This window comes from Bradyrhizobium huanghuaihaiense, assembly GCF_025200885.1.
Lineage (GTDB): Bacteria > Pseudomonadota > Alphaproteobacteria > Rhizobiales > Xanthobacteraceae > Bradyrhizobium > Bradyrhizobium huanghuaihaiense.
The window spans coordinates 9,102,409-9,128,480 of the sequence record NZ_CP104172.1; the positions used below are offsets into that span (position 1 = coordinate 9,102,409).

Annotated in this window: 25 protein-coding genes and 1 pseudogene; 11 read left to right on the forward strand and 15 right to left on the reverse strand. The window is 59.3% G+C overall.

What is annotated here, in order from left to right; translation table 11 throughout:
- The first annotated feature begins 12 nt into the window (after positions 1 to 12).
- From N2603_RS42475 to N2603_RS42505, 8 genes and pseudogenes are all read left to right on the forward strand, one after another.
- Positions 13 to 1,629 (forward strand): site-specific integrase, encoded by a 1,617-nt coding sequence (locus N2603_RS42475; protein ID WP_260386873.1) that lies wholly within the window; start codon positions 13 to 15, stop codon positions 1,627 to 1,629.
- Between the two features lie 137 nt (positions 1,630 to 1,766).
- Positions 1,767 to 2,393 (forward strand): ImmA/IrrE family metallo-endopeptidase, encoded by a 627-nt coding sequence (locus N2603_RS42480; protein WP_260386874.1) that lies wholly within the window; start codon positions 1,767 to 1,769, stop codon positions 2,391 to 2,393.
- Positions 2,394 to 2,401: 8 nt separating this feature from the next.
- Positions 2,402 to 3,595, forward strand: coding sequence for a hypothetical protein (locus N2603_RS42485; protein ID WP_260386875.1), 1,194 nt, complete (start codon positions 2,402 to 2,404; stop codon positions 3,593 to 3,595).
- Positions 3,596 to 4,101: 506 nt separating this feature from the next.
- Positions 4,102 to 4,290: pseudogene (locus N2603_RS42490) on the forward strand (metallophosphoesterase); the annotation flags it as partial.
- 227 nt (positions 4,291 to 4,517) lie between these two features.
- Entirely contained in the window at positions 4,518 to 5,579 is a 1,062-nt protein-coding gene (locus tag N2603_RS42495; RefSeq protein ID WP_260424458.1) for a hypothetical protein, read from the forward strand.
- Between the two features lie 50 nt (positions 5,580 to 5,629).
- On the forward strand, positions 5,630 to 7,042 hold the full coding sequence (locus N2603_RS42500; protein WP_260386876.1) for a hypothetical protein: 1,413 nt from the start codon (positions 5,630 to 5,632) through the stop codon (positions 7,040 to 7,042).
- Between the two features lie 849 nt (positions 7,043 to 7,891).
- The gene (locus tag N2603_RS45160) at positions 7,892 to 8,536 is read left to right on the forward strand and encodes an eCIS core domain-containing protein (RefSeq protein ID WP_425248962.1); all 645 of its coding nucleotides are present in this window, start codon (positions 7,892 to 7,894) and stop codon (positions 8,534 to 8,536) included.
- A gap of 205 nt (positions 8,537 to 8,741) precedes the next feature.
- On the forward strand, positions 8,742 to 9,464 hold the full coding sequence (locus N2603_RS42505) for a DUF1353 domain-containing protein (RefSeq protein WP_260386877.1): 723 nt from the start codon (positions 8,742 to 8,744) through the stop codon (positions 9,462 to 9,464).
- Between the two features lie 18 nt (positions 9,465 to 9,482).
- Here N2603_RS42505 and N2603_RS42510 read toward each other — a convergent pair whose 3' ends face one another.
- From N2603_RS42510 to N2603_RS42520, 3 genes are all read right to left on the reverse strand, one after another.
- On the reverse strand, positions 9,483 to 10,076 hold the full coding sequence (locus N2603_RS42510) for a hypothetical protein (protein ID WP_260386878.1): 594 nt from the start codon (positions 10,074 to 10,076) through the stop codon (positions 9,483 to 9,485).
- A 161-nt stretch (positions 10,077 to 10,237) separates the two neighbouring features.
- Complete coding sequence (locus N2603_RS42515) at positions 10,238 to 10,822, reverse strand: thioredoxin domain-containing protein (RefSeq protein WP_260386879.1); 585 nt, start codon at positions 10,820 to 10,822, stop codon at positions 10,238 to 10,240.
- Positions 10,823 to 12,211: 1,389 nt separating this feature from the next.
- A complete protein-coding gene (locus N2603_RS42520; RefSeq protein ID WP_260386880.1) occupies positions 12,212 to 13,396 on the reverse strand; it encodes a recombinase family protein in 1,185 nt (394 codons plus the stop codon).
- Positions 13,397 to 13,451: 55 nt separating this feature from the next.
- Between N2603_RS42520 and N2603_RS42525 the strand changes: the two genes are divergently transcribed.
- Genes N2603_RS42525 through N2603_RS42535 form a run of 3 tightly spaced genes read left to right on the forward strand, consistent with a single transcriptional unit; the run spans position 13,452 to position 16,333 of the window.
- Positions 13,452 to 14,429, forward strand: coding sequence for an ABC transporter ATP-binding protein (locus N2603_RS42525; protein ID WP_260386881.1), 978 nt, complete (start codon positions 13,452 to 13,454; stop codon positions 14,427 to 14,429).
- A complete protein-coding gene (locus tag N2603_RS42530) occupies positions 14,426 to 15,274 on the forward strand; it encodes an ABC transporter permease (protein ID WP_260386882.1) in 849 nt (282 codons plus the stop codon). Before N2603_RS42525 ends, N2603_RS42530 begins: the two co-directional genes overlap by 4 nt.
- An 18-nt stretch (positions 15,275 to 15,292) precedes the next feature.
- Entirely contained in the window at positions 15,293 to 16,333 is a 1,041-nt protein-coding gene (locus tag N2603_RS42535; RefSeq protein WP_260386883.1) for an ABC transporter substrate-binding protein, read from the forward strand.
- Between the two features lie 14 nt (positions 16,334 to 16,347).
- On the opposite strand, the gene N2603_RS42540 is transcribed toward N2603_RS42535, so the two are convergent.
- The 12 genes from N2603_RS42540 to N2603_RS42595 form a co-directional block, all read right to left on the reverse strand.
- Entirely contained in the window at positions 16,348 to 17,136 is a 789-nt protein-coding gene (locus N2603_RS42540; RefSeq protein WP_260386884.1) for a phosphate/phosphite/phosphonate ABC transporter substrate-binding protein, read from the reverse strand.
- A 41-nt stretch (positions 17,137 to 17,177) separates the two neighbouring features.
- Positions 17,178 to 18,179, reverse strand: a complete 1,002-nt coding sequence (locus tag N2603_RS42545) for an ornithine cyclodeaminase family protein (RefSeq protein WP_260386885.1) — start codon at positions 18,177 to 18,179, stop codon at positions 17,178 to 17,180.
- 138 nt (positions 18,180 to 18,317) lie between these two features.
- Complete coding sequence (locus tag N2603_RS42550; protein WP_260386886.1) at positions 18,318 to 18,593, reverse strand: hypothetical protein; 276 nt, start codon at positions 18,591 to 18,593, stop codon at positions 18,318 to 18,320.
- 205 nt (positions 18,594 to 18,798) lie between these two features.
- A complete protein-coding gene (locus N2603_RS42555) occupies positions 18,799 to 19,569 on the reverse strand; it encodes an amino acid ABC transporter ATP-binding protein (protein ID WP_311740918.1) in 771 nt (256 codons plus the stop codon).
- Between the two features lie 15 nt (positions 19,570 to 19,584).
- Positions 19,585 to 20,361, reverse strand: a complete 777-nt coding sequence (locus N2603_RS42560) for an SDR family NAD(P)-dependent oxidoreductase (protein ID WP_260386887.1) — start codon at positions 20,359 to 20,361, stop codon at positions 19,585 to 19,587.
- On the reverse strand, positions 20,361 to 21,353 hold the full coding sequence (locus N2603_RS42565) for an NAD-dependent epimerase/dehydratase family protein (RefSeq protein WP_260386888.1): 993 nt from the start codon (positions 21,351 to 21,353) through the stop codon (positions 20,361 to 20,363). The genes N2603_RS42560 and N2603_RS42565 overlap by 1 nt, the downstream gene beginning before the upstream one ends.
- Positions 21,354 to 21,356: 3 nt before the next feature.
- Positions 21,357 to 22,028 (reverse strand): amino acid ABC transporter permease, encoded by a 672-nt coding sequence (locus N2603_RS42570; RefSeq protein WP_260386889.1) that lies wholly within the window; start codon positions 22,026 to 22,028, stop codon positions 21,357 to 21,359.
- Between the two features lie 7 nt (positions 22,029 to 22,035).
- Positions 22,036 to 22,707, reverse strand: a complete 672-nt coding sequence (locus N2603_RS42575) for an amino acid ABC transporter permease (RefSeq protein WP_260386890.1) — start codon at positions 22,705 to 22,707, stop codon at positions 22,036 to 22,038.
- 56 nt (positions 22,708 to 22,763) lie between these two features.
- Positions 22,764 to 23,636: a substrate-binding periplasmic protein gene (locus N2603_RS42580; protein WP_260386891.1), complete on the reverse strand. Its 873-nt coding sequence runs from the start codon at positions 23,634 to 23,636 to the stop codon at positions 22,764 to 22,766.
- A 20-nt stretch (positions 23,637 to 23,656) separates the two neighbouring features.
- The gene (locus N2603_RS42585) at positions 23,657 to 24,577 is read right to left on the reverse strand and encodes an allantoinase PuuE (protein ID WP_260386892.1); all 921 of its coding nucleotides are present in this window, start codon (positions 24,575 to 24,577) and stop codon (positions 23,657 to 23,659) included.
- Between the two features lie 12 nt (positions 24,578 to 24,589).
- Complete coding sequence (locus N2603_RS42590) at positions 24,590 to 25,135, reverse strand: ureidoglycolate lyase (protein ID WP_260386893.1); 546 nt, start codon at positions 25,133 to 25,135, stop codon at positions 24,590 to 24,592.
- A gap of 169 nt (positions 25,136 to 25,304) precedes the next feature.
- Positions 25,305 to 26,039: a GntR family transcriptional regulator gene (locus tag N2603_RS42595; RefSeq protein WP_260386894.1), complete on the reverse strand. Its 735-nt coding sequence runs from the start codon at positions 26,037 to 26,039 to the stop codon at positions 25,305 to 25,307.
- Positions 26,040 to 26,072 lie beyond the last annotated feature (33 nt).

Here is a 26,072-nt window from a genome sequence, read left to right on the forward strand (position 1 = left end):
ACGGGGTTTTCGGTGCCAGAAAAAAGCAATTACGAGCGAGAGGTGAAATGCCTCACCGACTTCGACGTTCAGAGCGCTCTTTCCTACAGCACAAGCAAAGCCATTGTCGGGAAGGTCGCCGAATGGCGAGACCAGAAGACAGTGGGTCTGACTATCAGGATTACCCCTGGCAAAGCTGTCTGGTATGTGCGCCGTCGCGAGCTAACACTGCGTCTTGGTTTGGTGGCATCGAGCTTCGACCAGGAGACAGCTGGCGGCAAGCTTGACCTCGATACAGCAAGGTACATTGCCAATCAGATACATCTGGCCGCGGGCCGAAAGCGCAACCTGCGAGAATTTGCTGATACCTTGGTACGACTATCGATCGGCAGCAAATACAAGGATCCAACCGGTCACGCCGAGATTGCAGATACATACGCCGATGAGACCTCGCTGATCGCGTACCGCAAGCGCATCGGCGACAGTGGCATTACTTGGACTTGGAAGGCACTTACTCAGAAATTCCTCGAGTATCAAAAGCCCAGGCTAAAGGCGAAGTACCGCGAGCAGTACGAGCATTACCTGACGTTGCCGGAGTTTGCCTCGATCAACGACAAACTTGTTAGCGAGATTCGGCTCCGCGATCTCGAACTGGTACGCGACCGGATTAATTTAAATCACGCACCCTCAGCGGTGCATCGTGCATTGACCCAATCGAAACGAATGCTCACGTGGGCCTGGAAATTCCACGCCACTGCGTCTGGATTGGACGAAGTACAAGCGGAATGGTGGACCCGCTGGTCGTTCGAGTACAAAACGGAGCAACGCACGCACACTCCGACCATCAGCGAGATCGCACGCACGTTGATCCTGGCAGATGAGTACAGGCATCTAGCTGACGGCGAGCACGATACCTATCCTGGGACACTGGGAGCACTATGGGGCGTGGCACTTACCGCGCAACGAACAGGCGCCTTCCTCCAATTGCGCCTTGATCGCCTCTTCGATGCTACGAAGACACACCGCAAACTGCGCGGATGGAAGATCGCAAACTGGACCTCCGATGAAATGAAAGGTGGCCGGGACGGCGGGCGACCGCATTCGATCCCGATACCTCCCGAGGCCATGAAGGTGCTGCAGAGCTATCAAAAGGAAGCTGGGGGAAACTCTCCTTGGATGTTTCCGGGAAGAGATCCGAAGAAACGGGTTACACCGGCCGCGCTCAATCTGCTCATATATAGGCTCCAGGGACGCGTCTACGACCACACCGTCCGGCAAAAGCCCGCGCGTAGAGGGAAACCGGGACCCAAACCGAAACCGAAGAAAACGCGTCCCGACCTTTTCAAGGAATACGGCATACGTCCCTTTACGCCTCACGACATCAGAAGAGCGATGGCAACATTCCTTGAAGATAACAGATTGGGAGGAGCCGCCACCGCCATCTTGGGGCACAAGATGACCTACTCTAGCATTAGTGAACGCGAGCGATTGGCGCCCGTAACCGAACAACACTACAGCCAATCCCAGAAAATCGATTTGAAGTCTGAGGGTATGGCACTTTGGGTCAAAACGCTCATGGCCGCGTGCGAGAAGGAGCGCCGGAAACTCCGAGCTGTCCAGACGCCTCGACGGCCTCTTATGGCTGCTTGACCCAGGTATCACTCGCATGGACGCGGGGGCAGCAGCCGCAATCGGGCCGGCGGTGATGTCATCCCATAATCCCGATGGGCGGCTCATATTGAGGTAAACCGTCAGCGCGCCCCGCGACATCCACGGCAAAAAAAGCCGTGGCACGAACGGTTGAAACCATTGCCATTTCTCAGGAATTTACTATTTCTAGGCGAGAATTGATGTTAGGCAAGTTTGATTCGATCAAAGGCCCTTTTTCAATGCACTACAGCGCACCCTACGAGTGCGGGTTGTCCAAGGCCGCAGTCGACAGCTTTGCGTCTCAGGTAGCCACCCATTTCGGGTATCGGCCGGGCACGTCATTGACGCCCATTGTGGAAAAGATGGGCGGTACAATTCACATCCAAAACGTACTCGACTTCAACAGGATTCCATCAGGCTCGATACGTGTCGAGGGGCCAGCTCGCTTTGAGATTTTTCTAGCGGCCCACACCGGCCCCGCTCGAGATCGCTTCACGATCGCTCACGAACTCGGTCACTACGTGCTGCATTATCTGTACGCGCGACAGAATGGAGCGCAGATCGAACGTCTCGAGGCACAACGCTATGGCTCCGGTCGGGTTGAATGGGAGGCCAACTGGTTTGCTGCGGGCTTTCTCATGCCTACAGAACAGTTCGCGGAGCGCTATCGTGCGCTAAAGGGCGTTATCCCTCTGCTAGCAGACGAGTTCGGAGTCTCCGTCGATGCGGCTCGTATTCGCGCTGAATTTGTCGGCGTGAGGTAATTGGCCTCGTGTCAGACGCCGGCCCGTTCAGCTCGGCTCTTCGCCTGTTTCTGAGCGTCGATATCGTCGGCTCGACCGCGTTTAAGCAAGCGGCGAAAGACAGACAATTGGATAAAAGCACTCGCGATGGGATCGATCCGCCGCCGGCGGAGCCCTGGTTCTCTCCGATCGCACAATTTTACAGAGGAATAGAGCGGACATTCGCTAAGGAATGGGCAGTGTGTGTCGATCTTTCAAACGAGGTTGGCTGGCCGACGGGCCGACCGCCAGAGCTTTGGAAGAGTGTGGGCGACGAGCTTATATACACAAAGCTCTTGAACGATCACCGAGAAGCGCTCACCACGTTGAACGCGTGGATTAAGACAGTCGCCTCGTACCGAGTTCGTCTCAAAGAGCAGTTCAAATCACTCGATCTCAAAACTACCGCATGGATCGCTGGATTTCCTGTCCACAACGCGGAGGTTATTTTTCGTTCTTCGGTCCAAGGGTTGCGCGAGGCGGAAGACGAAGATGATGATGAGGTCTACAGCAACCTGTCGCTCCTGAGCGAATACTACAAGCAGCAGCCAAATGCCAATCTCACGAGAGATTTTATCGGCCCAGCGATCGACACAGGTTTTCGTCTGTCGCAGCTCTCTACAACACGGCGCCTCGTGATCTCCGTGGAGCTTGCGTTCATCCTTGTTCACGCCGTCCGAACGCAGCCTCACGAATACAAGTACGATACGGCTCGATTCTTTTTCGAAGGCCGGCATGCGCTGAAGGGGGTGTTTGGTGGTCTACCCTATCCTGTGTTCTGGATTGACATGCGGCCGTCTCAAAAACTCGAGGAGACCGAAGACGCGCTGAACGGCAAGCTACCTCTCAATACCGACGCTGTGTTGGCGTTTTGCCAAGAGTTCATCAAGGAGAACGGAGCGTACTGCTTCACGCCTTACATCGTCGGAAACCCCGACCCCGCCTTCAACAGAATTCCGGACCATCACCAAGAGCGGTTAAGTGGGTTGAAGGCCTATTGGGAAAAGGAAGCGCAGAAGCGCGAGGATGAAAAGCGTTCGGGACTAGAGAAGGCCGAACCAGACCACGACGAGCAGAAGCAGCACGCGCTTAGCAAGGTCCTTCGCGAACTCGAAGAGAGGGCCCACGCGCCGGCAGCTACTGCGAGCCCCGAGTCGACCTCCGAACACGGCAAAGGCACATAGCGCCTAGCTTCGAAACATCTCTAAGAAGCTCCGAGATCACTTACGCAGCGTTGAGCCGGCCCTAGAGTGCCGGGTCGCGATGCAATGCGAAGGGCATCCAAGCGCACAGCTATCGCGAAAAGCTGTGCAACCTCTGTGGAAATGATGCCATCCATGGTTGCATGTCCGCTTTGGTGGGCTACGGTTGCCCGGTTGATTTAGAGCTTTCAAAGGGAGCAATTTGGATGGCCGTAAAGCCACTGAACGACTACGAGCGCTTTCCGCGCATGGCTCACTGGTTCAGTCCTGGCCTCCTTTTAGCTTTGCTTAAAAACGTGATCCTGTCGTCGATCTTCGGCCGCTACGCCGATCGCCGCCTCATGATAGCCGCCTTGGATACGGTTCCCGTTGCTGAACACATTAGACGCGCCACGGCTCTCAAAGAAAAGTTGGCGTCAGAACATGACGGCGTGGTCTGGTTCGATTTCGTCGCAGATCTTGGCGATGGCTTCGACAGTACGTACGCGATGGCCTCCTTGCTCGCGAGAAAAGAACTAGCTGCCGGAAATCAAAAACTGCCGCGTGGCCAGCTTCTCGTGATGGGGGGTGACGAGCTTTATCCGAAAGCAAGCCGACAGGCCTATACCAACCAGCTGCGGCAACCTTATGCTTGGGCTTCTCCCGACCCCAACCGCCATTCGGACGACGGCGTCCCGGTGTTCGCGATTCCCGGTAATCATGACTGGTACGACGGCCTGGACCTTTTCCTAGCGCTCTTCTGCCGAGAGAAACATTGGCATCTTGGCAGTTGGCGTAGCCAGCAACGCCGCAGCTATTTCGCGATCCAACTGACAGACGCCTGGTGGCTCTGGGCGACCGACATCCAGCTCGCCGATGATATGGATCAGCCGCAAGCCGACTACTTCAGTCGTATCGCGCCAACATGCCCGACAAATCCAAGATTATCATGTGCAGCGCTGAACCGGGCTGGCTCTACACCGATACGAATAGCAAGTCGTGGAGTATCACGGATTTCGCGGTTGGCCTCGCGCTCGGTGCGCGGAAATCTGACGGCACATCAAAGGGCCACACCGTGCCCATCCTTCTTTCGGGCGACACCCATCATTATAGCCGCTACCAGGCTACTGATGGAACGCAGTTCATCACATCGGGCGGCGGCGGCGCCTTCTTGCATCCAACCCATCACCTCGAGAAGAACGTCTCTCTCGATTGGCAAACAACGAAGAAGAACCTTCAGCTTGGCGCAATTCCTTCCGTCAAGAAGGACACGCCTGAGGAACCTGCCTGCTATCCCTCGAAGCGCATTTGCCAGCGGCTTGTGTGGCGAAACGTCTTCTTCGCCTTCAAGAACTGGGATTTCTCGCTCCTGATGGGAGCAATTTATGGTCTCTGCGGACTAGCAATCTCGCTTCGCGATGAATGGGACGTCCGCATCATTGTTACGGCTGTCTTCGCATGGGCTCTGATGGGCTACGCCATTAACCAGGAGAAATCCTCGGGTCCTGGTGTCCTGATCAGCAGCGCGATTCACTCACTGGCGCAAGCGACCGCCGTCATCACATCCGGACACCTCTTCAGGCTTTGGAACGAAGCGACTCCACTCTTTCCCGGCCAATGGTTTGACGTATGGCTTTGGCTCATCCGCCTGGCGGTAGAGATGGGGGTTGTTGGTTTCCTTGTGGGTAGCACCCTGTTTGGCCTCAACCTTCTCATCACGTGCCGATGGATGCGGATGAATCGGAATGATGCCTTCAGCGCTCTACGACTCGGTCGGTACAACAACTTCTTAAGGCTTCGCATCGAGGGAGACACCGTCGATATCTTCGCGGTTGGACTGGACGACGTCCCTCATCGCGACGACTGGATCGCAAATCCGGAATGTCCGCAGGCCCGCAACGATCCGTACCAGCCGGTCTTCATCGCCAAGAATGGTTTGAAGCCACATCTGATTGAAACCATACGAGTACAATCAAGTCCCGCTTAGGTGCAGGGCAATTTCAATCCTGCAAAAATTTCAAAGGCTGGAGCGGCAAAATGCGATCGCGCTGGACCCTGTCCTCGGGCGTCTTTCTTTTCGTAGTTCTGTTTGGTCTTGGTGCGTTTGCTCAAGGCGCCGCACCACAAAATGGCCAGACCGCAGCCAATCCCGCCCCCACCGAAGCCGCGCCCGGAAAGCAGCCAGTTCAGCCTGCAAAAAAGAAATACGATCCTCGCGACGTCTGTATCACCGAGGAGGATGCCAGCTCCGAACTGCTCAACAAGCGGCGGCAGATCGGTGGCAGAATTATCATGGACACGTTCTTGCTTCCCACCGGAGGGACGGTTGACGTTGGCCTCGACGAACCGTTCGCGGAGGGCGACTATTACTTCGGAGCTCTCGACATAGGAACGGCATCCCCCGTCATCCTCGACAGGACTGACGTCAGGATCCGTCAGGCGGCCGATACAGATACTCTCATCAAAAAGGGCTTGATGAGAAAGGACCGAACGATCGTCAACTTGCGTTTTCCGGACGTGATCGATGCCCCTTGGAAGCAGGCCCAACTCTACATCTTCACTTGCCAGGGTGGCTCTCCCTTTAAGGTCTCGGAGACGACCGTCAGAGTGAGCCCTGCAATCTACAGTTCGGGGTTGGCGTGGTTGAGTGTGATTCTGGGCTACCTGATCGCTGCCTTCGCCTTCCGAACAAGCTGTCCCCCTCGTTGGTATGGTTATCTCGATCCGATCGCAATGAGCGCCGGCGCGGACGGGCGCGCAAGTCTCGGCAAGCTCCAAATCGTTATGTTCTCCCTGATTGTCTTCGGTCTGATCACCTACTTCCTCCTTCGCACCGGCGTGCTGACAGACATCTCAAGCACCGTCCTGCTACTTCTTGGCATTGCTGGCGTCGGTTCGACCGTGGCCAAAGGTGCCGATAACTCCAGAACAACTCTCTCGCCCGAAAACAAGGCCTGGCTCCTGCGCAAGCAGTGGCTGTCGTCAACCTTCAACCCGAATAACATTGATGCCCACTGGCGCGACCTCTTCACGACCGACGGAGAGTTCGACGTCTATCGCTATCAAAGCTTCATCTTCAGCCTCGTCGTCGCCGGCGCGCTCATCATCGGCGGCGTCACTCAACTTTCGTCATTTGAAATCCCGCAAACGTTACTCGGCATCCTTGGCCTTAGCCAAGTCGTCTACATCGGCGGCAAGCTAGTGACGCCGACATCCATGGCCGACCTCAACAAATCGATCGACGACCTCCGACAGGCAGAGAAGAAATTCAGAGCATCGGCAATCACAGCAAATAACGGCATCCTTCCGGCAAATCTGCAATTAGCAGTCGTGCCCGCCAGCCAAACAGCTTACGACGATTACATGTCGCTCGCAACGGACGTGGCCACACTGTATACGACGCAGACGAATATCCCTGTCGCGCCAGACAAGCTTCAGCCAACGTTGTAGATTAGTCGTACGCAGTTAGCGGTATCGTCGCAATCACTTGGTTGGCGCCGCGCTTCCGCGGAGACTGCGCCGGGGGGCTATTTCGGTCACCGCAGGTCCGAATTCCAGGGAGAACGCTCTGGTCTGGAGATTGCTTCGGTTGTCGTGGAGTTGGCACGCGCCGCTTACCTTCTCATATCCATGATGTCCGACTACGCTAGATTGGCTTGGTCGGAACTTGAAATCGCTGGATTTTGTTTCCGTTAGCACGAGACGAACTCGAGAACTTGCGCGCCTTCGATGCCAGCGGACGCCGTAAGGTATCAGCCGCGAGCACCTAAAATGCTTTCGAATTTGGCGTTTCGAAAGAGGCGGCGAAAGTTTGTGACCAGCGCTGTATACCACCTTGTGGTCGGCAAGCCCAGTATGGCTCAAGAAGTGCAATCTCCCAATCTCGCAAAATTTTTGGCGAACGTGTGATGCAGTTCACCTTCTGTAGGCCGGCAGAAGCCGTAGAAGGGGAGTTCACGGCAATGATTGGGAGGGGGGCTGCGCATGAGTTACGCGAGCCGAAGTCTCTTTATCACTACCTTGACCTTGGTTTTGACTATCTATTCCGAAGGGGTCGCTCAGTTTCAAATTCCGGGCACGGGCATTCGGGTACCCTCACCTCCCAGCCTGCCGCCACCACCAAGCCTTCCCGGCCTATCGAACTTACCGAAACCTCCCGGCGTACCAAGCGGCATACCGACAGCTCCCGGGGCTCCGGGAAATTCACCCGCATCTCCCAGCCCGCAGGCTGCTTTGAACTTGGGGAGTCAGGTTGCGACGGCCATCTTTAACGGCGTAACTCGCATGGACCCACGACAGATGGGCCGCGATCTCGATCAGATCAGACTGAGGTATACGGCCGATGTGTACTCCGGACCTACTCTCGCGCAGTGGATTCAGCAGTCTCGCAATTCATCATGGCCAACCGCCCAGCCCGTTCCGCCGGAAGTGAGGCAGGCGCTCCAAGGATGGTTTAGCGACGATCTGTTCAATAACGTGAGATGGAAAATAGGAGATGGCGGTGCAATTAATCTAGCTAATGCCACCCTGACGTACGGCACTGCTGAAGCCATCTGTTTGATCGATACTATAGTCTTCAAGAATGCACAGGTCGCATCAGATCTTTCAGTGTGGGCCCATGAAATGGTTCACGTTCAGCAGTTCAGAGCGTTGGGAGTGAATGCGTTCGCGGCTGATTATGCCAGGAGTTCGAACTCTCTCGAAAACCCAGCTTACGATGTGCAGAGCAGGTTCTCTGCTTCCCAACAGGGCACTGCTACGCCACCTCCATCTCCGCCTCCATTAGCTGTGCAGCCTCCTACACCGCCTCCACCGCCACGCTTTAGCAACGTGTGCCGGTACGGACCACATCCCATGGCTTACTGCATCATCCCTTCAATGGGCCCGCCTGGCGGCTATTGTGGCTGCGGTCCTCAAGGAGTTCCTGTCGGAATGTTACAATGAGAGATTGAGAGGCAAGATGCTGCCGCCCTTGTTGGGCGATGCCGCCCCTCAACGTGTTGATAGAACTAAATCGGCTTGGGCAACACACCTTGGTCGATGGCATTGCGTACCGAAAGTTTACTGAACCGGAATGACTCTCCGCGATCAAATGAAAACGCACAGTGGCCGTGGTAAAGATCGGCGCCCTCAATGAGGAGAAATATCGATGGCCTACCGTCTAATCCGTGTCGGGAGTGCTGCCGCTCTGCTTCTTTCTCTGTTTGGAAGTCTTGCTGGCGCGCAGAAATTCGAGGGAACGCCGAAGATTGGCAAAATCGATACCAACCGCTGGGAACTGTTGGACGATTTATACTTTATCGACAAGCAGGGGGAGACCTGGAAGGCCCCGAGAGGATACCGGACCGATGGCGCTAGTATACCTTGGCCCCTTTGGAGTATCATTGGATCGCCGTTCACTGGAGACTATGTGGGTGCGGCCATCATCCATGACGTCTATTGCGATCTTAAGAGCCGCGACTGGAAACTCGTCCACAGGACGTTTTACGACGCCATGATCGCCGACAAAGTCCCCGTCTTGCAGGCAAAGATCATGTACTTTGCTGTTTACCGGTTTGGCCCGAAATGGGTGGTCGACAAGACGATATCATGTCCGATCGGGTTTAATTGTGGGGCTGGAAGTCCTCCCTTGAAAGCCACGGTGGAGGCGCGGCCAGTTCCCGACGTAGATGAAATGCAGCAGGCGAAGAAGAAGATTGAGTCCGAAAACTTGGATCTCGCCGATATCGAGCGCCTGGCCGAGGACGGCCTCTTTTCCATGAGCAGCGAGTTGAATGTCACAGGGAAGGAGACCAATTCCGCTGGAAAGGTGAGGCAACTCAACGAGAAATCCGCTGCGCCCTTCCTAAGGGAGGTACTGACTCCCAATTAGACAGGCCAGCCACACCGCTCAGAGCTTCAGACCGCGCACGTATTCGAGACCTCTTGCGGAGAGGTCCTTCGGGTCCAACTTGCCCTCAAGACCAAGGAGGAAACCCTGATAGACAGCGTCGCCCCGTTGGTCAGGTGTACCGTGACTGACCCGCTTGTACTTGCCATCGCCTAGACGAAACTGTGTTTCGGCCTGCGTGGCCGCATCGTAAGTTGGCTGAACCTGCTTGCGAAACGCGCCAAAGTATCCGCAAACAAAATCCGCATGGAGCTCAGTTCTGACGCCAGCGCTCGGCAACTTCGCCAGGTCAGCATAAATAAACTTGAATTGCAGTATATGACCATATTCGTGAGCGCAGATGGCTGTTAGCGCGGAGCCAAGGTTCACCGGTCTTTCCTTCAGCACCTTCACGAGTTGGCGTCCGACAGCGACTGTTCCGCCTGAGACCGCGGCGCCAGCGGTTGCGGGCAACAGCACCTTCCAACTAGCAGCTGCGTTGGGGTTACGCTCATCGTCGTCATACATGCCGAATGCTGGATTTAAATCGAGAACATCCGACAATTGCTTCAGTACCCAAATCAACCCATTCTCATGGTCCTGACTGAAATCCATTCTTGCAAGTCCAGGTAGCGCGTCCTGCGCTTGCCCTGGATCAGTGCCGTACAATAGGCAGCCGGAACGCACGCGGCTCCGGGCGGTGCGACCTGGCTTAGAGCAGCAAAGGCAAAGGCTACCAGCCAAGAATGCGCGCCTGCTAAGTCTGCGCTGACCAATCAGCACATTTTGGGGTACTTTTGGCAGATCTCTCGCTCCTTATCGGACGGCGGACGGATCACCAACGGACCGCAACCCAATTCAACGGGAGGCAACACGCGCGATTCGGCCGTAGGCATAGGTAAGATTGCGGGGGGACCCGGCTTCTTATCTGGGGGAATCGGCCAGCTTGTGAGATGCAGCACCTCTTCTGGCGATCGGCTCAGTTGAACGACCCAACTAATCATAGTGCCGTCGTGGTGAGTATCGAACGCGAAGTGACGTCCGCCAGGATACTCCAGCTCCAGAGTTTGGCATACTTTGATTGGCTTGCCTGCGGTGAGGTCGCGGATCGCTCGAGCCATATCCTTCACGGAGCGTTGCGCGTCAGGGCTAAGATTTCGAGTATCGATATTACCGTCTTGAATATCCTTGATGAGCCGCTCGTGGGTGAGCCTAGCGTTGTTGGTCAAGTAGAGATACTCGGCGCCAGCGTTCGCCATTATGGCGACCAACGCCGCAAATGCCGAAGTGGCGACCAACGCCCAAGGGTATCCAAACATCCCTTCAATGCCGAGCCGCAGAGTGCGCCGGAGCGTTCCCATTGGATCACCTCACGCACGGTCCTGCCCAGAAAAGGCCGTCGCGATTTTAACACGAGATGGACCGAAATGCACCCTAGAGTATATCGCTCGGTGCGAGTTAGGACTTCTTCTGAAAATCGTTGCCGGAGAGGGAGGGACTCCTTCAAACCCACCAAAAGCGCTTCAAAATAGGGGCTTTTTGTCAGTCGCCGGAAATTCACTGTACCAACGAACTGTACCATCTCTGTCGGCTTGGAGCCAGCCTTAAACCAATCCTCGAATGGCCCAAGGATTCGATTAGCGATCTGAAGGGAATGGCAGATCAAGCTCGCAATTACCGGGCTTACCGGGGCCCTCTTGGGGGCGCGACGATCCCCCGGCCATCCGTTACAATGCGAGCTAGTCGATAGCACGCAGAGCTTTGCCTCGCGGAAGTAATCCCAAGAAGGATCGAGCAGGCGGCTCTGCTGGACACTCCGGCCGACGAAGTGCGTTCGAGGGCCTCGAACGCAGCTGATCTTCGAAGAGTACGTCAGGCGAAGGAAGCCATGTTCGATCCCGACTGCAAAGCGCGCGAGCTGGGTGCGCTGGTAAACGCTGCGGAGCCAGAGAGAGTGGGACTCTCTGCCACCCAACGGCAGATGCCAGAATCCGCAGAAAAATCAGCCTGTTACGGACGCCCGATGTTCGCATCGTGTACCAGAAACGTGTACCTAGTACAAGCCTGCTCGCGTGCAGACGCAACGAGCGAATCCTTGCAAGGTGATGCTTCGTCAAACGCAGTACAGACGTTTTCCGGTGACGACCGGACGAACTGTGCCCCGCCTCGGCGGGGCATTTGCGCAGTCCGATGCCGCGGCAACGCAAGCGCCGCATCAGAGGACTCAACTGAGCAGAAAGCTAAAGCATCTGGCCGCTGCAGACCGTCGAACGGCGCTGTCTCGACCTGTGCGCGCCCTGCGATGGCGGGCACCAGCTGCTCGATCTCATCGCATCGCAGGGATCGATGACTGTCAATGGGAGGAAAGCCGCGGTTCGCGGGCCAGCTTCCGCTTTAACTCATGAATTAGTTCCGCTGCACTCTTGAACCTGAGCTGATATCGCTTTTTCACGACCGCCTCGGTCATGATCAGCGGACGCTCCGGAAGGCCGGCCATAGACGTTAAGATGAAGTCCACGGGCTGGCGGTTCTGCTCATCCAACCTGACCACGACCGCGAGACCAGGACGGGCCTTCGAGCCACGCCGCAGTGTCCACGGCAATGCCTTTGAGAATGTTTCCAGGATCGGACCACGCGTAGCGATACGAAAGACCCATCTTTCACGGCCATGCAGCCACCGGCTCGCTCCGCGATGAGATCAGGACCCACGCCCGGCACGCGGCCGATGATCTCGGCAGCCAGCTGCTTGATCAGGCACGCTCGCCGCGCGTGTCCAGGTAGCTGTAGTCGCCATTCGGAACGTAGCCGATCAGGGCATAGGCGTTACGAAGGCTACCGAACCTCCGCTCGTACAAGTCGGCGCTGGGGGCTCCCTTTACTCGATTGATCGCATTGTGAGACAGATTGCCTAGCCGGTGCTGAAGAACGCGCAGTTTCTTGAGCAGCTCATCCGAGGACAGTCGTTGCCGTAGTCGTCGCTCAATAATTCGTTGAGCGGCATTAAAGACGTTCCGCGGCACAATCTTCTCAAGTGCGTCAACCCCTCGTATCCATTTGGCCTTGGCGTTGATGACACGGCGCGCTCGCAGGTAGTTCGATGTCCGGCAGTAGACCGTGTTGCCCGTGTAATTCTCGTTGCGAAGGATGCGTCCGATCATCTGAAGATTCCACGGAACGCGGCGATGGTTGGTAACTCCTCTCGCGTTCAGCTCGCGGGCGATAGCGGTCTCCTCCTTCCCGCCGACGAAGCTCTCGAATATCCATCGCACGATCGCGATTTCGTCGGGTGGCCCGGCCCGCAGCAAGACCCTGTCAGTCTGCAAGGCCTTTTGCTGGCCATGTTCGAGAAATCCCCTTGACTTGCCAGTTGCGTCGATCAGCTCTCTGCGCAGCGCGAAGCCAGGCCGACCGCCCACCCAATAGCCAAGCCCTGCAATTCGGCTCTGCCCCGCAAAAACCTTCGCCGACTGATTTCGGCTGTCCTCCGCTGCCATCAGGCGCTTCATGTTCTTCCAGAGGCCCGACATCGGGCTTCCGTCGTTCTCGAAGACCTCGGCGCAATAGAGCACCTTCACACCAGCCAACTTGCAGATGAACTCGTAATACGCGCTCTCGTCTGTGTCCTGAAACCGACCCCAGCGACTGACGTCACGCACCAGGACATTCCCGAAATCGGCGGCTCCCGATTGAACGTCGTCGATCAGACCGATGAGCCCCAGTCGGTTGTTGATCCTCAATCCGCTGATGCCCTCATCGATATATGTGCGCACGATCGTGAGCCGATGCTCGGCTGCGTAGGCGGCGATGACAGCCATCTGGTTTGCGATCGAATATTGCTGACGATCCGTCGACATCCGGACGTACTGCGCAGCCCGGAGCTCGCGCTCCCGACGCCGGGGCAGCCTGGCATGCTGGACAGTGAGCTCTGTTCCCATGGAAGGCTCCCGACCTGTGCAGCGGCGGTTGCAGTGCGCTTGGTCGGCGAGCCAGTTGGCGAACCTCGATGAATCGGCCCTTCTCGAGTTCGTATCCTTTGACGATGTCCTCGTTCAACTCTCGGACGGGACCTGCGCTGCGTCCCGAACCAAATTGCCCCAAAACCGTGCCATGCCCCTGGCTTGCTCATTCCGGCGGCTTGAAATATGTATATACAAGTCAGATCGAGGGTTGGACGGCATGGACGATCGTGTGCTGGTGTTCGATGGCATTGGACAGGACTTTCCCTCGCCCGGGCAGCGCACACCAATGCGGGTGTTAGACGGGATCAGCTTCGAGGCCAATCAGGGCAAGTTCATCGCAGTGATCGGGCCCAGCGGCTGCGGCAAGAGCACGCTGCTCCAAATGGCCGCCGGCCTGCTGTTTCCGACGCGCGGCTCGGTCCATCATCTGGGCCACAAGGTGACGTCCGTCAACACCGACGTCGGGTTTGTGCCGCAGCAGGCGCAATTGCTGCCTTGGAAGACGCTTTTCGAGAACGTCGAATTGCCATTGGTCCTGCGCGGTGTCTCCGCGCCCGAGCGGCAGAAGCGCGTGGTCGACGTTCTCCGCTCGGTCGGCCTGTCAGGTTTCGAGCAGCACTTTCCCAGCCAGCTCTCCGGCGGCATGCAGAAGCGCGGATCGATCGCGCGCACTCTCGTCTATCGGCCTGGTGTCATCCTGATGGACGAGCCATTCGGCGCGCTCGATGCGCAGACGCGCATGGTGATGCAGAGCGACCTGCAGACCTTGTCGATGAAAGCCGGCGCCACGGTCATCTTCGTCACGCATGACATCACCGAAGCCGTTCTGCTCGCCGACAATGTCGTCGTGCTGAGCCAGCGACCGTCAAAGCTGCTGGCGAACATCGCGATTGATCTGCCGCGCCCGCGCAACATGTTCGAGCCATTCAAAAATCCGAACTTTGACGCCGCCTATGACGCGGTTTGGACTGAATTCCGTTCCCAAATTCAAGTGGGACAGATCCATTGAACGAGCAAAACGCAATCGACGATGTTGCCTACCGGTCGTCGACTGCGTCGAACAGACTGACTGCGATCGGCTCGAAAGCACTGCAGGTAGTGGTCAAGCTGCTGCCGGGCATCGCCCTCCTAATCTTCTGGCAATGGGCCTCCGGCCGGCTGATCAAGGAGATCTACGTCAGCAAGCCGACAGCGGTCATCGCGCGCCTTTGCGAGCTGTTCGCCTCCGGAGAAATTTACCCGCATCTGTGGACCACCGGGCAGGAGCTCGTGCTCGGCTACGTCATCGGCGTCGCCGGCGGCGTGTTCGCGGGCTATGCGCTCGGTCGCTCGCCGCGGCTGGCGCGGATCTTCGAGCCCTACGTGATGGCGTTCTACGGCATCCCCAAGATCGCGCTGGCGCCGTTGTTCATCATCTGGTTCGGCATCGGCATCGGGTCGAAGGTCGCGCTCGCCTCGATCATGGTGTTCTTCCTGGTCTTCTACAACGTGTTCGCCGGCGTTCGCAGCGTCGACCGCGAGCTCGTCAATCTGACGCTAGTGATGGGCGCCAATCAGCGCCAATTGACCTATCACGTGTTCCTGCCTGCCGCCGCGCCCTTCGTCATGCTCGGAATGCGACTTGCAATTCCCTACAGCGTGATCGGCGTGATCGTCGGCGAGTTCACGTCATCGATCCAGGGGCTCGGCCTTTTCATCCACGAGGCGTCCTCGACCTACGATCCTGCCGGCGTGTTCGCCGGGATCGTGATCCTGCTCGGCTTCGTCACGATCGCCAACCTGATCGCCGGCGCGATCGAGCGCCGGCTGCTGCGCTGGCGAAGATTTTCGGGCTCCGGCCCAATCGATGCCTGAACCAAAGAGGACGGTGCAATGCGCGTGACGATGAATTGGGCGCGAATCGCCACACTCACTGCGGTGATCGCATTATTGCCCAGCTTGGCCGAAGCCCAGCAGGCCGTAAAGATTGGCCTGGGCGCACCGACGCTGAGCTTCCTGCCGATCTGGTCGGGGCGCGCACTCGACACGTTCAAGCCGCAAGGCCTCACCGCCACGGTTGCGGCATTGCCGGGCGGCGACGCCTCGGCGCTGGCGGCGCTCGATGCTGGTGATATCGATCTTGCCGCAGTCGGCCCGGATTCGATGCTGCGCGCGGCCGCGAAGGGCCAGCCTTTTGAGATCGTCTACTCCTTGATGTCGAAGGTGACGCTGCAACTCGTTGTCTCCAAGGATTTTCTCGAGCGCACCGGCGTGAAGCCCACCGATCCAATGCAGAAGCGCCTCGCTGCGCTGAAAGGTGCGACGTTCGGCGCCACCGCGCTGGCCGGCGCCCAGGAGGCCGCGGCGCGCTGGCTCGCCGGACAGGGCGGCCTGGACCCGAAGAACGACATCAAGGTGGCGCAGATCGGCAGTCCCGTTGCGATCCAGGCGGCGCTCGAAGCCAAGCGTATCGATGCCTACGTGCTGTCTCCGCCCGAAGGTTTTCTCTCGGAGAAGGCGGGTAGCGGCGTCGTTCTCGTGTCGATGGGGGATGAATTCCCGCTGCTCGCCAGGCAGCCTTACCTCGTGCTGGTTGCGAAGAAGCCGATCAGCCCGGCAGCATCGGAGCTCATCAACAAGACGGTCGTGGCGATGCAGGCCGCCAGCAAAGCCGTGCTGGAGAAGCCGGCCGAGACGGCCGACGCGATTCAAAAGCAGTTCTTCGCCAAGGCTGATCCCCAGGCGATCACCTCGGCGGTCAAGAGCATGAGCAACGGTGTGGCCGACCTCGGCAAGATCGACGTCGACGGCATGAAGAACGCGCTGACCTTCAACAAGGAAGTCGGCAACAATTTCGGCAAGGAGTTCGATGCCATGGCGACGAAAGACGATCTGTGGACCAACTTCTTCGTCGACGGCGCGAAGGCGAAGTAAGGGCGGTGCTCAGCTCAGCAGGGCTGCGCGTAGCCGGCGCCGCGCGCCTCGGCGTCCCAGCGCAGCATGAGATCGTAGCCGGCGACGTCGATGGACACGAAGGCGTCGAGACAGAGCTGATCGCGCAAGGGCGCGCAGGCTGGCGCGGTGGCAAACGTCAGAAGCGTCGCCCGCAATCTGGTGACTATCTCGTCGGGACAATCAGCCGCCGCGACCAGGAACGGGATCGGCGCGAGGTCCGTCGTTGCGACGACTCGAATTTGCGAGGTGAGCGTCGGGTCGTGGCGCAGCATCAAGTCCAGCGCATAGCTGTCGAGCGGCCCGACATCGATATCGCCGGCCAAAAGCGCCTCGATGACCCGGCGCGGTGTTGTCAGTGGCCCGACGCTTTGCCGATACAGTTTCGATCCATGCTTCTGAAAATACGGCAGCAGATGATGACGGAGCGCATTGTATCCGGAATGCGAGTCGGGGACGGTATAGCCAAGCCGGCCGCCGAAAGTGTCCTCGATCGATTGAAAGTGAGAGTTCGCGCCGACGACGAGCCGGGTCGCATAGACCGGTTTCCCGCCATAGAGAGGGCCGCGGGGAACGGGCGCCGCAACCTGCCGCGGACGGTTGCTTGCGAGCATGAACGGAAATCCGCACATGAAGGCGACGCCGAGATCCCTTTGTGCCCAGAGATCGGAGAGCGCGAGCGGGAATGCGTGATCGATCACGTCGAGGTCAACGCCGCTCTCTCGCGCAAGCCAGGCGAATAGCTCCTTCCACGCAGCGGCCGCCGCAGGCACCGGCGAGTACATCCGCGCATTTGCGATGTATCGCGGCCTTGACGGCTGGCTGGTCATGCAAAGCGTAGACGCTGGCCGACGCCGATCCACTCGGCCTTTTCAAGCATGGCATGGCCCAGGGCGATATCGGAAAGCGACAATCCGCGATGCCAGAGCAGATTGGTCTCGTCATCGCTCTGCCGCCCCGGTTTCAGCCCAGCAACAATCTGGCCGAGCTCGGCGTGAAGCGTCTTCTCCGACAGCTTGCCGGCCTCGACATGGGCGCGGAGGCTGCCGAACTTGCCGCCTTTGCACTGCCCCCAATCGTCGACCACGAGCTTGCTCATAATGTCGGTCAGCGACAGTTCGATCGCACTCATCGTGCCGTAGGGAACCACGAACGCACCCTTCTTGATCCATTCGGTCTTGAGCATTGGCGTCGGCTTGTCGAGGCGCGAGGCCTCGACCACAATGTCCGCGCCCTCGACGCAGGATTGCCAGTTCTCGGTCGCGACGACCTTCTTGCCGAGATCCTGGCTGAGCCTCTCGGCAAAGCTGTTGCGGCTTTCCTCGCGCCGCGAATGGACTCGGATCTCGTCGAAATCGAAGAGGTGATCGAGCAGCCGCACGTTCCAGTAGGCGGTACCGCGCGCGCCGATATGGCCGAGCACCCTGGAGTTCTTGCGGGCGAGGTATTTTGCGCCGATCGCGGTGACCGCGCCGGTGCGCATGTCGGTGATGCCACTGGCATCCATGATCGCCTTCGGCGCTCCGTTGGAGGGATCGAAGAGCGCCAGGATGCCCAGTTCTGAATGCAGGCCCTGCTTGTAGTTGTCGACAAAGTCGCCGACGACCTTGATGCCGGCCCGGTCGATCGGCGCCTTGATCGCTCCGCGCAGCACGTTGAAGTGGCCGTTGGCAACGCCAGGCTCCAGATGGACGCGCGGCTCGATGACGGTGTTGCCGCGGCCCTGCGCCGCCAGGCTGGTCTCGATCGCCGTAAGAATCTCCTCGTCGGTGATCTTCACTTCCTCGATATCGAGGCGGTTCAAATAGGAAATATAGATCGGCGGCATGGCGGGTTCCCGATAATATGTCTATACATTAAGGGCACCGCTGAGAGTGTCAATCTTTAACCGGCCGCGACACGCAGCAATCGCAAGGTGCGCTATCGAGTTGAGCCTGGGATTTTCCGAGCGAGCAAAGAGGTAAGTTCAGCTGCGTAGCCGGGCGCGCGACCGTTTGACGGTGGACGATACGACCCGATCGTAGGTCTCGAGTGCCGCCTCCGTCGCCAACTTGACGATTTCGCGGTAGGCGGCCTCGTTCACTTGAGTGAAACTGTCGCGGATTGCTCCAGCCAACTCTTCTTGGGTGACCGATAATCGATTTAGCTCCGCTTGTCCCGTAAGGTGGCTGTACAGATTGAGGCGGTACACCTCGGTCGAAAGTTGCCAGGCCCAATCTTCGAGATTTAGTTCTTCAATCATTAGCGCTATTCAGAACGGAAGGATGGGAAGTTAACGCAAATACCGGATGCAGATCGATTTAAGAACCAACGCATGGTTGGCCTACTATTCCGCTCTGGCGGCGAGACCGGTTCCAATAATCGACGCGATCGCCCCATCGCCATAGACGCCATCACACCTCCCCCAACCTTTTCCCCTCGGCCTCATCCAACTGTGCGACTCAGCCCTAGTGCATGATTTGCTTCAGGAACGCGCGGGTGCGCTCGTGCTTAGGATCCGAGAAGAACTGGTGAGGCAGGCCCTCTTCTATAATCACGCCAGCGTCCATGAACACCACTCTGTCCGCAACGCTTCGGGCAAAGCCCATCTCGTGGGTTACACACACCATCGTCATCCCTTCGCGCGCGAGTGAGACCATCACGTCGAGTACCTCCTGGACCATCTCCGGGTCCAGAGCCGACGTCGGCTCGTCGAACAGCATGACCTTCGGCTTCATGCAGAGCGCCCGCGCAATCGCAACGCGTTGCTGCTGTCCGCCCGAGAGCTGGCTTGGATACTTGTCCGCATGCTCGGCGATCCGAACCCGCGCCAGATACTGCCGTGCCGTCGCTTCGGCTTCCGGCTTTGGCACCTTGCGGATCTTGACCGGCGCGATCATCAAATTCTGCAGCACGGTGAGATGCGGAAACAGGTTAAACTGCTGGAACACCATTCCGACATCGCGGCGCACCACGTCCACATTTTTCGTGGTGTGATCGAGTTCAACGCCATTGACGATGATCTTGCCGTCGCGGTGTTCCTCGAGCCTGTTGATGCAGCGGATCATGGTCGATTTTCCGGACCCAGACGGACCGCAGACCACCACGCGCTCGCCGCGCGCGACGCGGAAATTAATTCCCTTCAGCACTTGAGTGCTACCGTACCACTTGCTCACTCCAGTCATCTCGATGATCGGCGCGGCCACGGCGGCAACTGTCAAATCAGGCTTGCTCATCATCGAGATCTCCAGAACTCACGCGGCCATCCAGCCGCCATCGACGAGAATGTTCTCACCGGTGATGAAGGTTGCATCGTCCGAGGCCAGAAAAAGCGCTGCCGAAGCGACGTCGTCGGGCACGCCCAGGCGCGGCAGCGGCGTGCGGCTGCGTGAATAGTCCATCCATCGCGCTTCTGCGGCGCGTCCCGGCTTGCCCGTCACGATCTTGCCGGGCGCCACCGCATTGCAGATGACATGATCCCGCGCATAATCGGCGGCGATTTGCCGGGTGATGTAGACGACGCCGGCCTTCGAAGTGCCGTAGGCGATATCCTCCGGACAGGCGATCATGCCGTGCTGAGACGAGATATTGACAATACGGCCGCGCACGCCGTTGCGCGCCTCCTGTCTCAGCATTGCGGTGACACCAGCCTTGCTCATCAAGAATACGCCGGTGAGATTGACCGCAAAGGCACGGTTCCACTCGTCAACGCTGGTCTCGAGCAAGGGCTTGCCAATGCCGATGGCTGCATTGTTGACTAGACCATCGAGCCGCCCGAACCTCTCCACAGCCAGCGCAACCGCCTTTTGAGTTTCGCTTTCGGACGACACGTCGGTGCGAATGAACTCTGCCTCGCGCCCGACCGCCCGGAGCCGATCGATAGTCGGAGCACCACCTTCACGCACATCAGTGGTGACATCGGCGAGCACCAGCCGTGCACCTTCGGCGGCAAAGCGGAAGGCGATCGCGCGCCCAATGCCGGACGATGCCCCTGTGATCACGATCGATTTGCCAAGTAGTCGCCCGGTCATCATGCTCCCCCGGAAGCCCTGCCGTTAAGTTCCATCCAAGATAAATAGTCAGCGGCCGCCTCGTTGACCGGAAAGGCTGGACTGAAGCCGGTGTCGCGGGCAAGTCGCGCGATGCTCAACGGCGCGCGATCGGCAAGCAGGTTGTAAACAATGCCGGAGGTTTCGCCCGATGCGGCGTACCGCCAACGGAAATCCGGAAACCGGGCTGCCAGCGCGCGGCACCAGTCCTGCAGATCTGACAGGCAACCGCCACCGACGTGATAGATCGCATGGCCCAGGGCCGCATCGATGGCGACCGCAGCGATAGCGGCGGCGGCATCGCGCGAGTAGATCCAGTCGGCACGCATCGCGCGCGGCAGCACTGCTTCGTGGCCAGACCTGAGCGCCTGCAGGACCTGGTGGTGCGGGCTGATCGCATCGCGCACCTGGGTCGGCCATTCCCAGGGACCATAAACCGGCCCAAGCCGGACGATCCGCGTGTCACAGCCGTGGAGATGCGCGATCCTGATCGCCGCCTGTTCCGCCGCAAGCTTGCTGATACCGTAGAGTGCGGCTGGCGCCGGATGACTGATCTCCTCCTCAAAACAGCCTGAGGGGGCAGGTGCAGAAAACCCGTAGACGGCCACGGAGCTCACCACAACGATACGTCGAATTCCGCCATGCGCGATCGCGCGCTCCATCAGGTTGACGGTGCCCCCGATATTGATGTCGACGATCCGGCGCGCGTCCTTGCGCTCGCGCTGCTCGTTCGGTGTCACTGCGGCCGCGTGCACCACGCGGTCGATCGACGCGGCCGCGAGCGCCGCGTCGAGATCGGCCCGGCTTGTAACATCGCCGCTGACATACACCGCGCCCGCAAGCTCGGTTCGCGCGAGCAACTCCGTCGGAGCCGCGGGCAGGTCGAACAGCACGACGCGCTGACCTGCCGCCAGCAGACGCTCTGCTAGCGCAAGCCCGACGAATCCGGCACCACCCGTGATCAGCGTGGCCATGGCTTACCGTGCCGCGAGGGCCTGCCGCTCCAGACGCGCAACCCAACGCGCAATCGGATACAGCAGGACGAAGAAGATCACCGCAGCCGCCATCAGCGGCGTCGGATTATAGGTCTGCTCCTGAGCGACACGCGCCGAGCGCAGAAGCTCGGGCAAGGCGACCAGCGCGCCGATCGAGGTGGTCTTGACGAGCTCCAGTGAATTGCTGGCCAGCGGCGCCAGCAAATTGCGGACGGCCTGCGGCAGGACGATGTAGAGCACGACATGCAACGGCTTGAAGCCCAACGCGCGCGCCGCCTCGTACTGACCGCGGGGCACGGACTCGATGCCCGCGCGAAAAATCTCACCATAGTAGCCGGAGTTGTTGAGCACGATCGCGAGAACGGCGGCAGCAAATCCGCCCAGGGTCAACCCGAGGAACGGCAGGCCGTAGAACACCAGAATCAGCAGCACGACCACCGGAAACGCCCGGAAGAGATCGATATAGACCAGCAGGGCAACGTTCAGCCAGCGATGATGGAAGCTGTAGGCCACGGCGATGGACAGGCCTAGCAGGAGGCCGAGCGGCAGAGCCACCAGCGCCAGCGCGATGGTGTAAAGCACACCCTGCAGCAGTAGCGGATAGACCCGCATCAGTGCGTCGACATCGGCAAAATTGTCTAGCAGCGCTTGCATGGTCTTCTCAACGTCCCTGCGCTGATCGCCACTCGATCCAGCGGCTGGCGACCACGAGCGGAAGAAAGAACAGCAGGTAGAAGGCCGCGGCGAGCGTCAGTGGCGAGGGATTTGCGACCATCGCAGTTACGCTCTGCGCCTGCCCCAGCGTCTCCGGCAACGACACCGCGGTGCCCAGCGCGGTGCCCTTGCTGATCGAGATCGCCCGGTTGGTCAGAAGCGGCACCGACAGCCGGAAGGCCTGGGGCAGGATGATCTGCAGCAACGTCCGAACCCGCCCAAACCCGAGAGCGCTCGCGGCATCCCACTGTCCGCGGGGCACCGCCATGATAGCCGACCAGAATATCTCACTGCTGAACGCCGACAGCACCATCGCCAGCGACAGCACCGTGGTCACGAAAGGCGAAAGGGTGAGCCCCACATACGGCAGGCCGAAATAGATGAACACGATGATGACGAGTTGCGGCAGCGTCCGCAGTACGTCCACGTAAACAACGATCAACGCATTCAATGGCCGCAGGTTGGCACAACGCAGCAGCGCCAGCAGCAGCCCCGTCGCGATGCCGAACACGATGATCAGCAGCGCGACGGCAACGGTCACCCGAAAGCCCGCCAGCACGTCCGGAAACGCGAGCGCGATGACCTTCGGGTTGAAATAGTACTCGAGAATACGGTCCATCGGCTGTCACCGTGTGGCGGCCGGACCGCTCTTGCGGCCCGGCTGTGGTGCCCCGGCTACGTCTTGCAGGCCGGAATGTGGGCGGCGGGTTCGAAGCCCTTGAAGCCGGGAGGCCCGTAGCCGAAATACACTGTCTCGATTGCCGAGCCGGCATCCGGAGCGGCCCCGTACCACTTCTCGTGCAGCTTGCGCAACCGCCCGTCGAGCTTCATGCATTCGATCACGTTCTCGACCTTGTTGCGATATTCGGCGTCCTCCAGACGGAACGCATAGGCAAAGTTGCGCCCGTTGAAGTCCTTGTAGCCAACCTTGATCGCCTTGTTCTGACTGGCGGCATACACGGTCGTGGGAATTTCGTTCAGCGCAGTGAATGCGCGCCGAGTCAGAACGGCCTGCACGCTGTCCGGAAAGGTGTCATAGCGCTGCACCTCGAATCCGTACTTCTCTGCATTCGCCGTTGCCCAGGTGTCCGAGATGGTGCCGCGGTTCACTGCCACCGCCTTGCCCTTGAGATCGTCAAAACTCTTCATCTCGTCGGCGGCGCGAACCAGAAACCCGTTTCCGGTCGTGAATAGCGGTTCGGTATAGAGCATCCGCTCGGAGCGTTCGGCGGTCAGATTCAGCGGGTTGACCAGGAATTCGACCCGCTTGGCAAACAAAGCCGCAAATAGCCCGGAGAAGTTGATATCCACGATCTCGACCTTCGGACGGCCAAGCTCTTTACTGATCTCGTTGATCAGATCCACACCGAAGCCTTCAGGACCGTTCGCGCCTCGCACCATCCACGGTGCGACACCGAAATCGGACGCGACAACCAGCGGCTTGTCGGACGGGTGATCTGCCTCCTGGGCATGAGCCTCGATCCAGCCCGCGGCCTGGACCCCGGCCACGAGCAGCGTGATTGCAAGAAGCTTCGATCGGAGCGTCATCGGTCGGGTCCTTCCATGGATCAAGACTTTCTGGGCTGTGCGGGATGGGTGGCAATCCAATGCCGGGCAATGTCGAGGCGTCGGCACACCCACACCGCGTCACGCGTGGCAACGTGGTCAAGAAAGCGGGCCAGGCCCGCAGCCCTGCCTGGATGGCCAACGATCCGGGTGTGGAGGCCGACAGACATCATCTTCGGCGCGGTCGCGCCTTCGGCATAGAGCATGTCGAAAGCGTCTTTCAGATAGACGAAGAAATCGTCGGCGGTCGTCATCGCGCCACGGATGAACTTGGCGTCGTTGTTGACAAGACCATAGGGGACGACCAGGTGGGGCTTTCCGACCACCGTGGTCCAGTACGGCAACTCGTCATTGTAGGCGTCGGAATCGTAGAGGAAGCCTCCCTCCTCGGCCACCAGCCGGCGGGTGTTCACTCCGGCGCCGTAGCGGCAATACCAACCGAGCGGTCGCTCGCCGGTCGTCCGGGCGAGGCTTGCCACTGTCCTGCGGATCCGCTCGCGCTCCTCGTCCTCGCCTAGATGTTGATGCCGCTCCCAGCGCCAGCCATGAGCGCACACATCGTATCCAAGCTCGCGGATCGCAGCGGCCGCCTCCGGATTGCGCTCCAGCGCGAGGGCACAGCCCATGACGGTGGCCGTCATGCCGCGCTCGGCGAGTAACCGGATCAACCGCCAGAAACCGACGCGGCTGCCATACTCGAACATGGATTCCGCAGCGAGATCGCGCCCTTCAAAGCCTCCCCCGCCACCCTCCGTCAGCGCCGCCTCGGTAACGCCGTCGCCATCGGCGAACGAAGCCTCCGATCCTTCCTCGTAATTGATGCAGATGTTGAGCGCGATGCGAGCGGCACCGGGCCATCTCGGATCCGGCGGATTGCGTCCATAGCCGACGAAATCGCGATCCTGGTCCGTTTGCGCGGTCATGACCATTACCCTCTACGAACTTGCCGAAGGCATAACGATGGTGACGGTGGCATCGAGACCGAAGAAAACGTCATCGTTCTGCTGGCCGGTCACGCCCATCGCCACCGCGAATTCCATCGGGGCGTCAAGCACCGTCATCGGATGATGCCACACATTGCGCGCGTAGGTAACGATCTGGTCGGGACCGGCGATGAATCCGCGCAGCGTCGCCAGGTCGGGACCGCCGTCGGGCGTCGCTGCGCAGACGATGGCGAGATAGCGCGCGGAACCGAGCGGCACGAAGGTCTGCGCCGAATAAGGATGCCGCTCCAGCGTGATCAGACGCAGCGGGAGCTTTCCGACCGCGGCCGCGCCGCTGATCCACAGCGAGAATGTTTGCGCCTCGTCCGCACGGTTCAGCATCGTCGGAAGGTAACGCCGTCGCTCACCGGTCGGGCGCGAGACAACGTCGCCGAAAGGACCAAAGGCCTCAACGGACAGCGGCTCGAGCGACACTATGTACGAAGGAGAATGGTTCATTGAAGCTCGGATACAGCCAACGATGCAGACGACACTCACCGGCCGGGGTAATACCAGTGGTATACCATTGGAGCTTAGAGGTACCGCCGTGTCAAGGGCGCGAGCCGTGACCTCTTCGCAGGGCAGCAATCGTGAATGAGGGGCCGGGACGGAATGCGGCGGAGCCCGAACAGCCCAGCACAGGTCGGCGACCTGACAGCAGCAGCGTTCAGCCGTGACTGTCGGGCAAGAAAATCCCGAACGTTTCCAACATCCCCTGCCGGACGTTGGTCAGATGCTGGATCATCGCCTGGCGCGCCACTACTGCGTCTCGCTTGATGATGGCATCGACGATCGCGAGATGTTCGCGACACGCGGGCAACAACCGCTCGGGACGGCGCTCCACATTGCACATCCTGATCTTGCGGCGGGTCTCTCCGATCAGTGTGGCGAGAGAGCGGTTGCCGCAGTGGCTCGCAATCTGGTCGTGAATCTCGTCATCCAGCGTCCAGTGCTTAGCTTTGGTGACCTCGGCGGTGGCCAGGATCTTCTCCAGGCTGGCCTTGATCGGTTGCAGCACATCAAGGCTGATACGCGTTGCAGCAAGCGAGGCCGCCTCGCTTTCCAGAATGAGGCGCAGATGAATCAACTCGAGGAGCTCGGCGATGCCGATGTTGCGCACGATCACCGAGCCATTCGAAAGCTGCTCCAGCCTGCCCTCGCCGAGCAGACGGCTGATCCCGGCACGTAGCGGCGTGCGCGACACCTTGAGGCGAAGCGCAAGCCGTCGCTCCTCGATGACCTCGCCCGGCATAAGCTGCCGCGATTCAATCAAGTCCAGAAGCTTCCGATAGGTCGTTTCAGTGACGTTACCATCCGACCGGAGGCGCTTCGGCGCCTCTGCCACAGCCATGCGCAGGACGTTTGTTGTGGATTTGGCCTTGCGCGCGGTCGACTTCGTCACGTTCATTCCTCGGGACACTGGTCTGGCAGATCG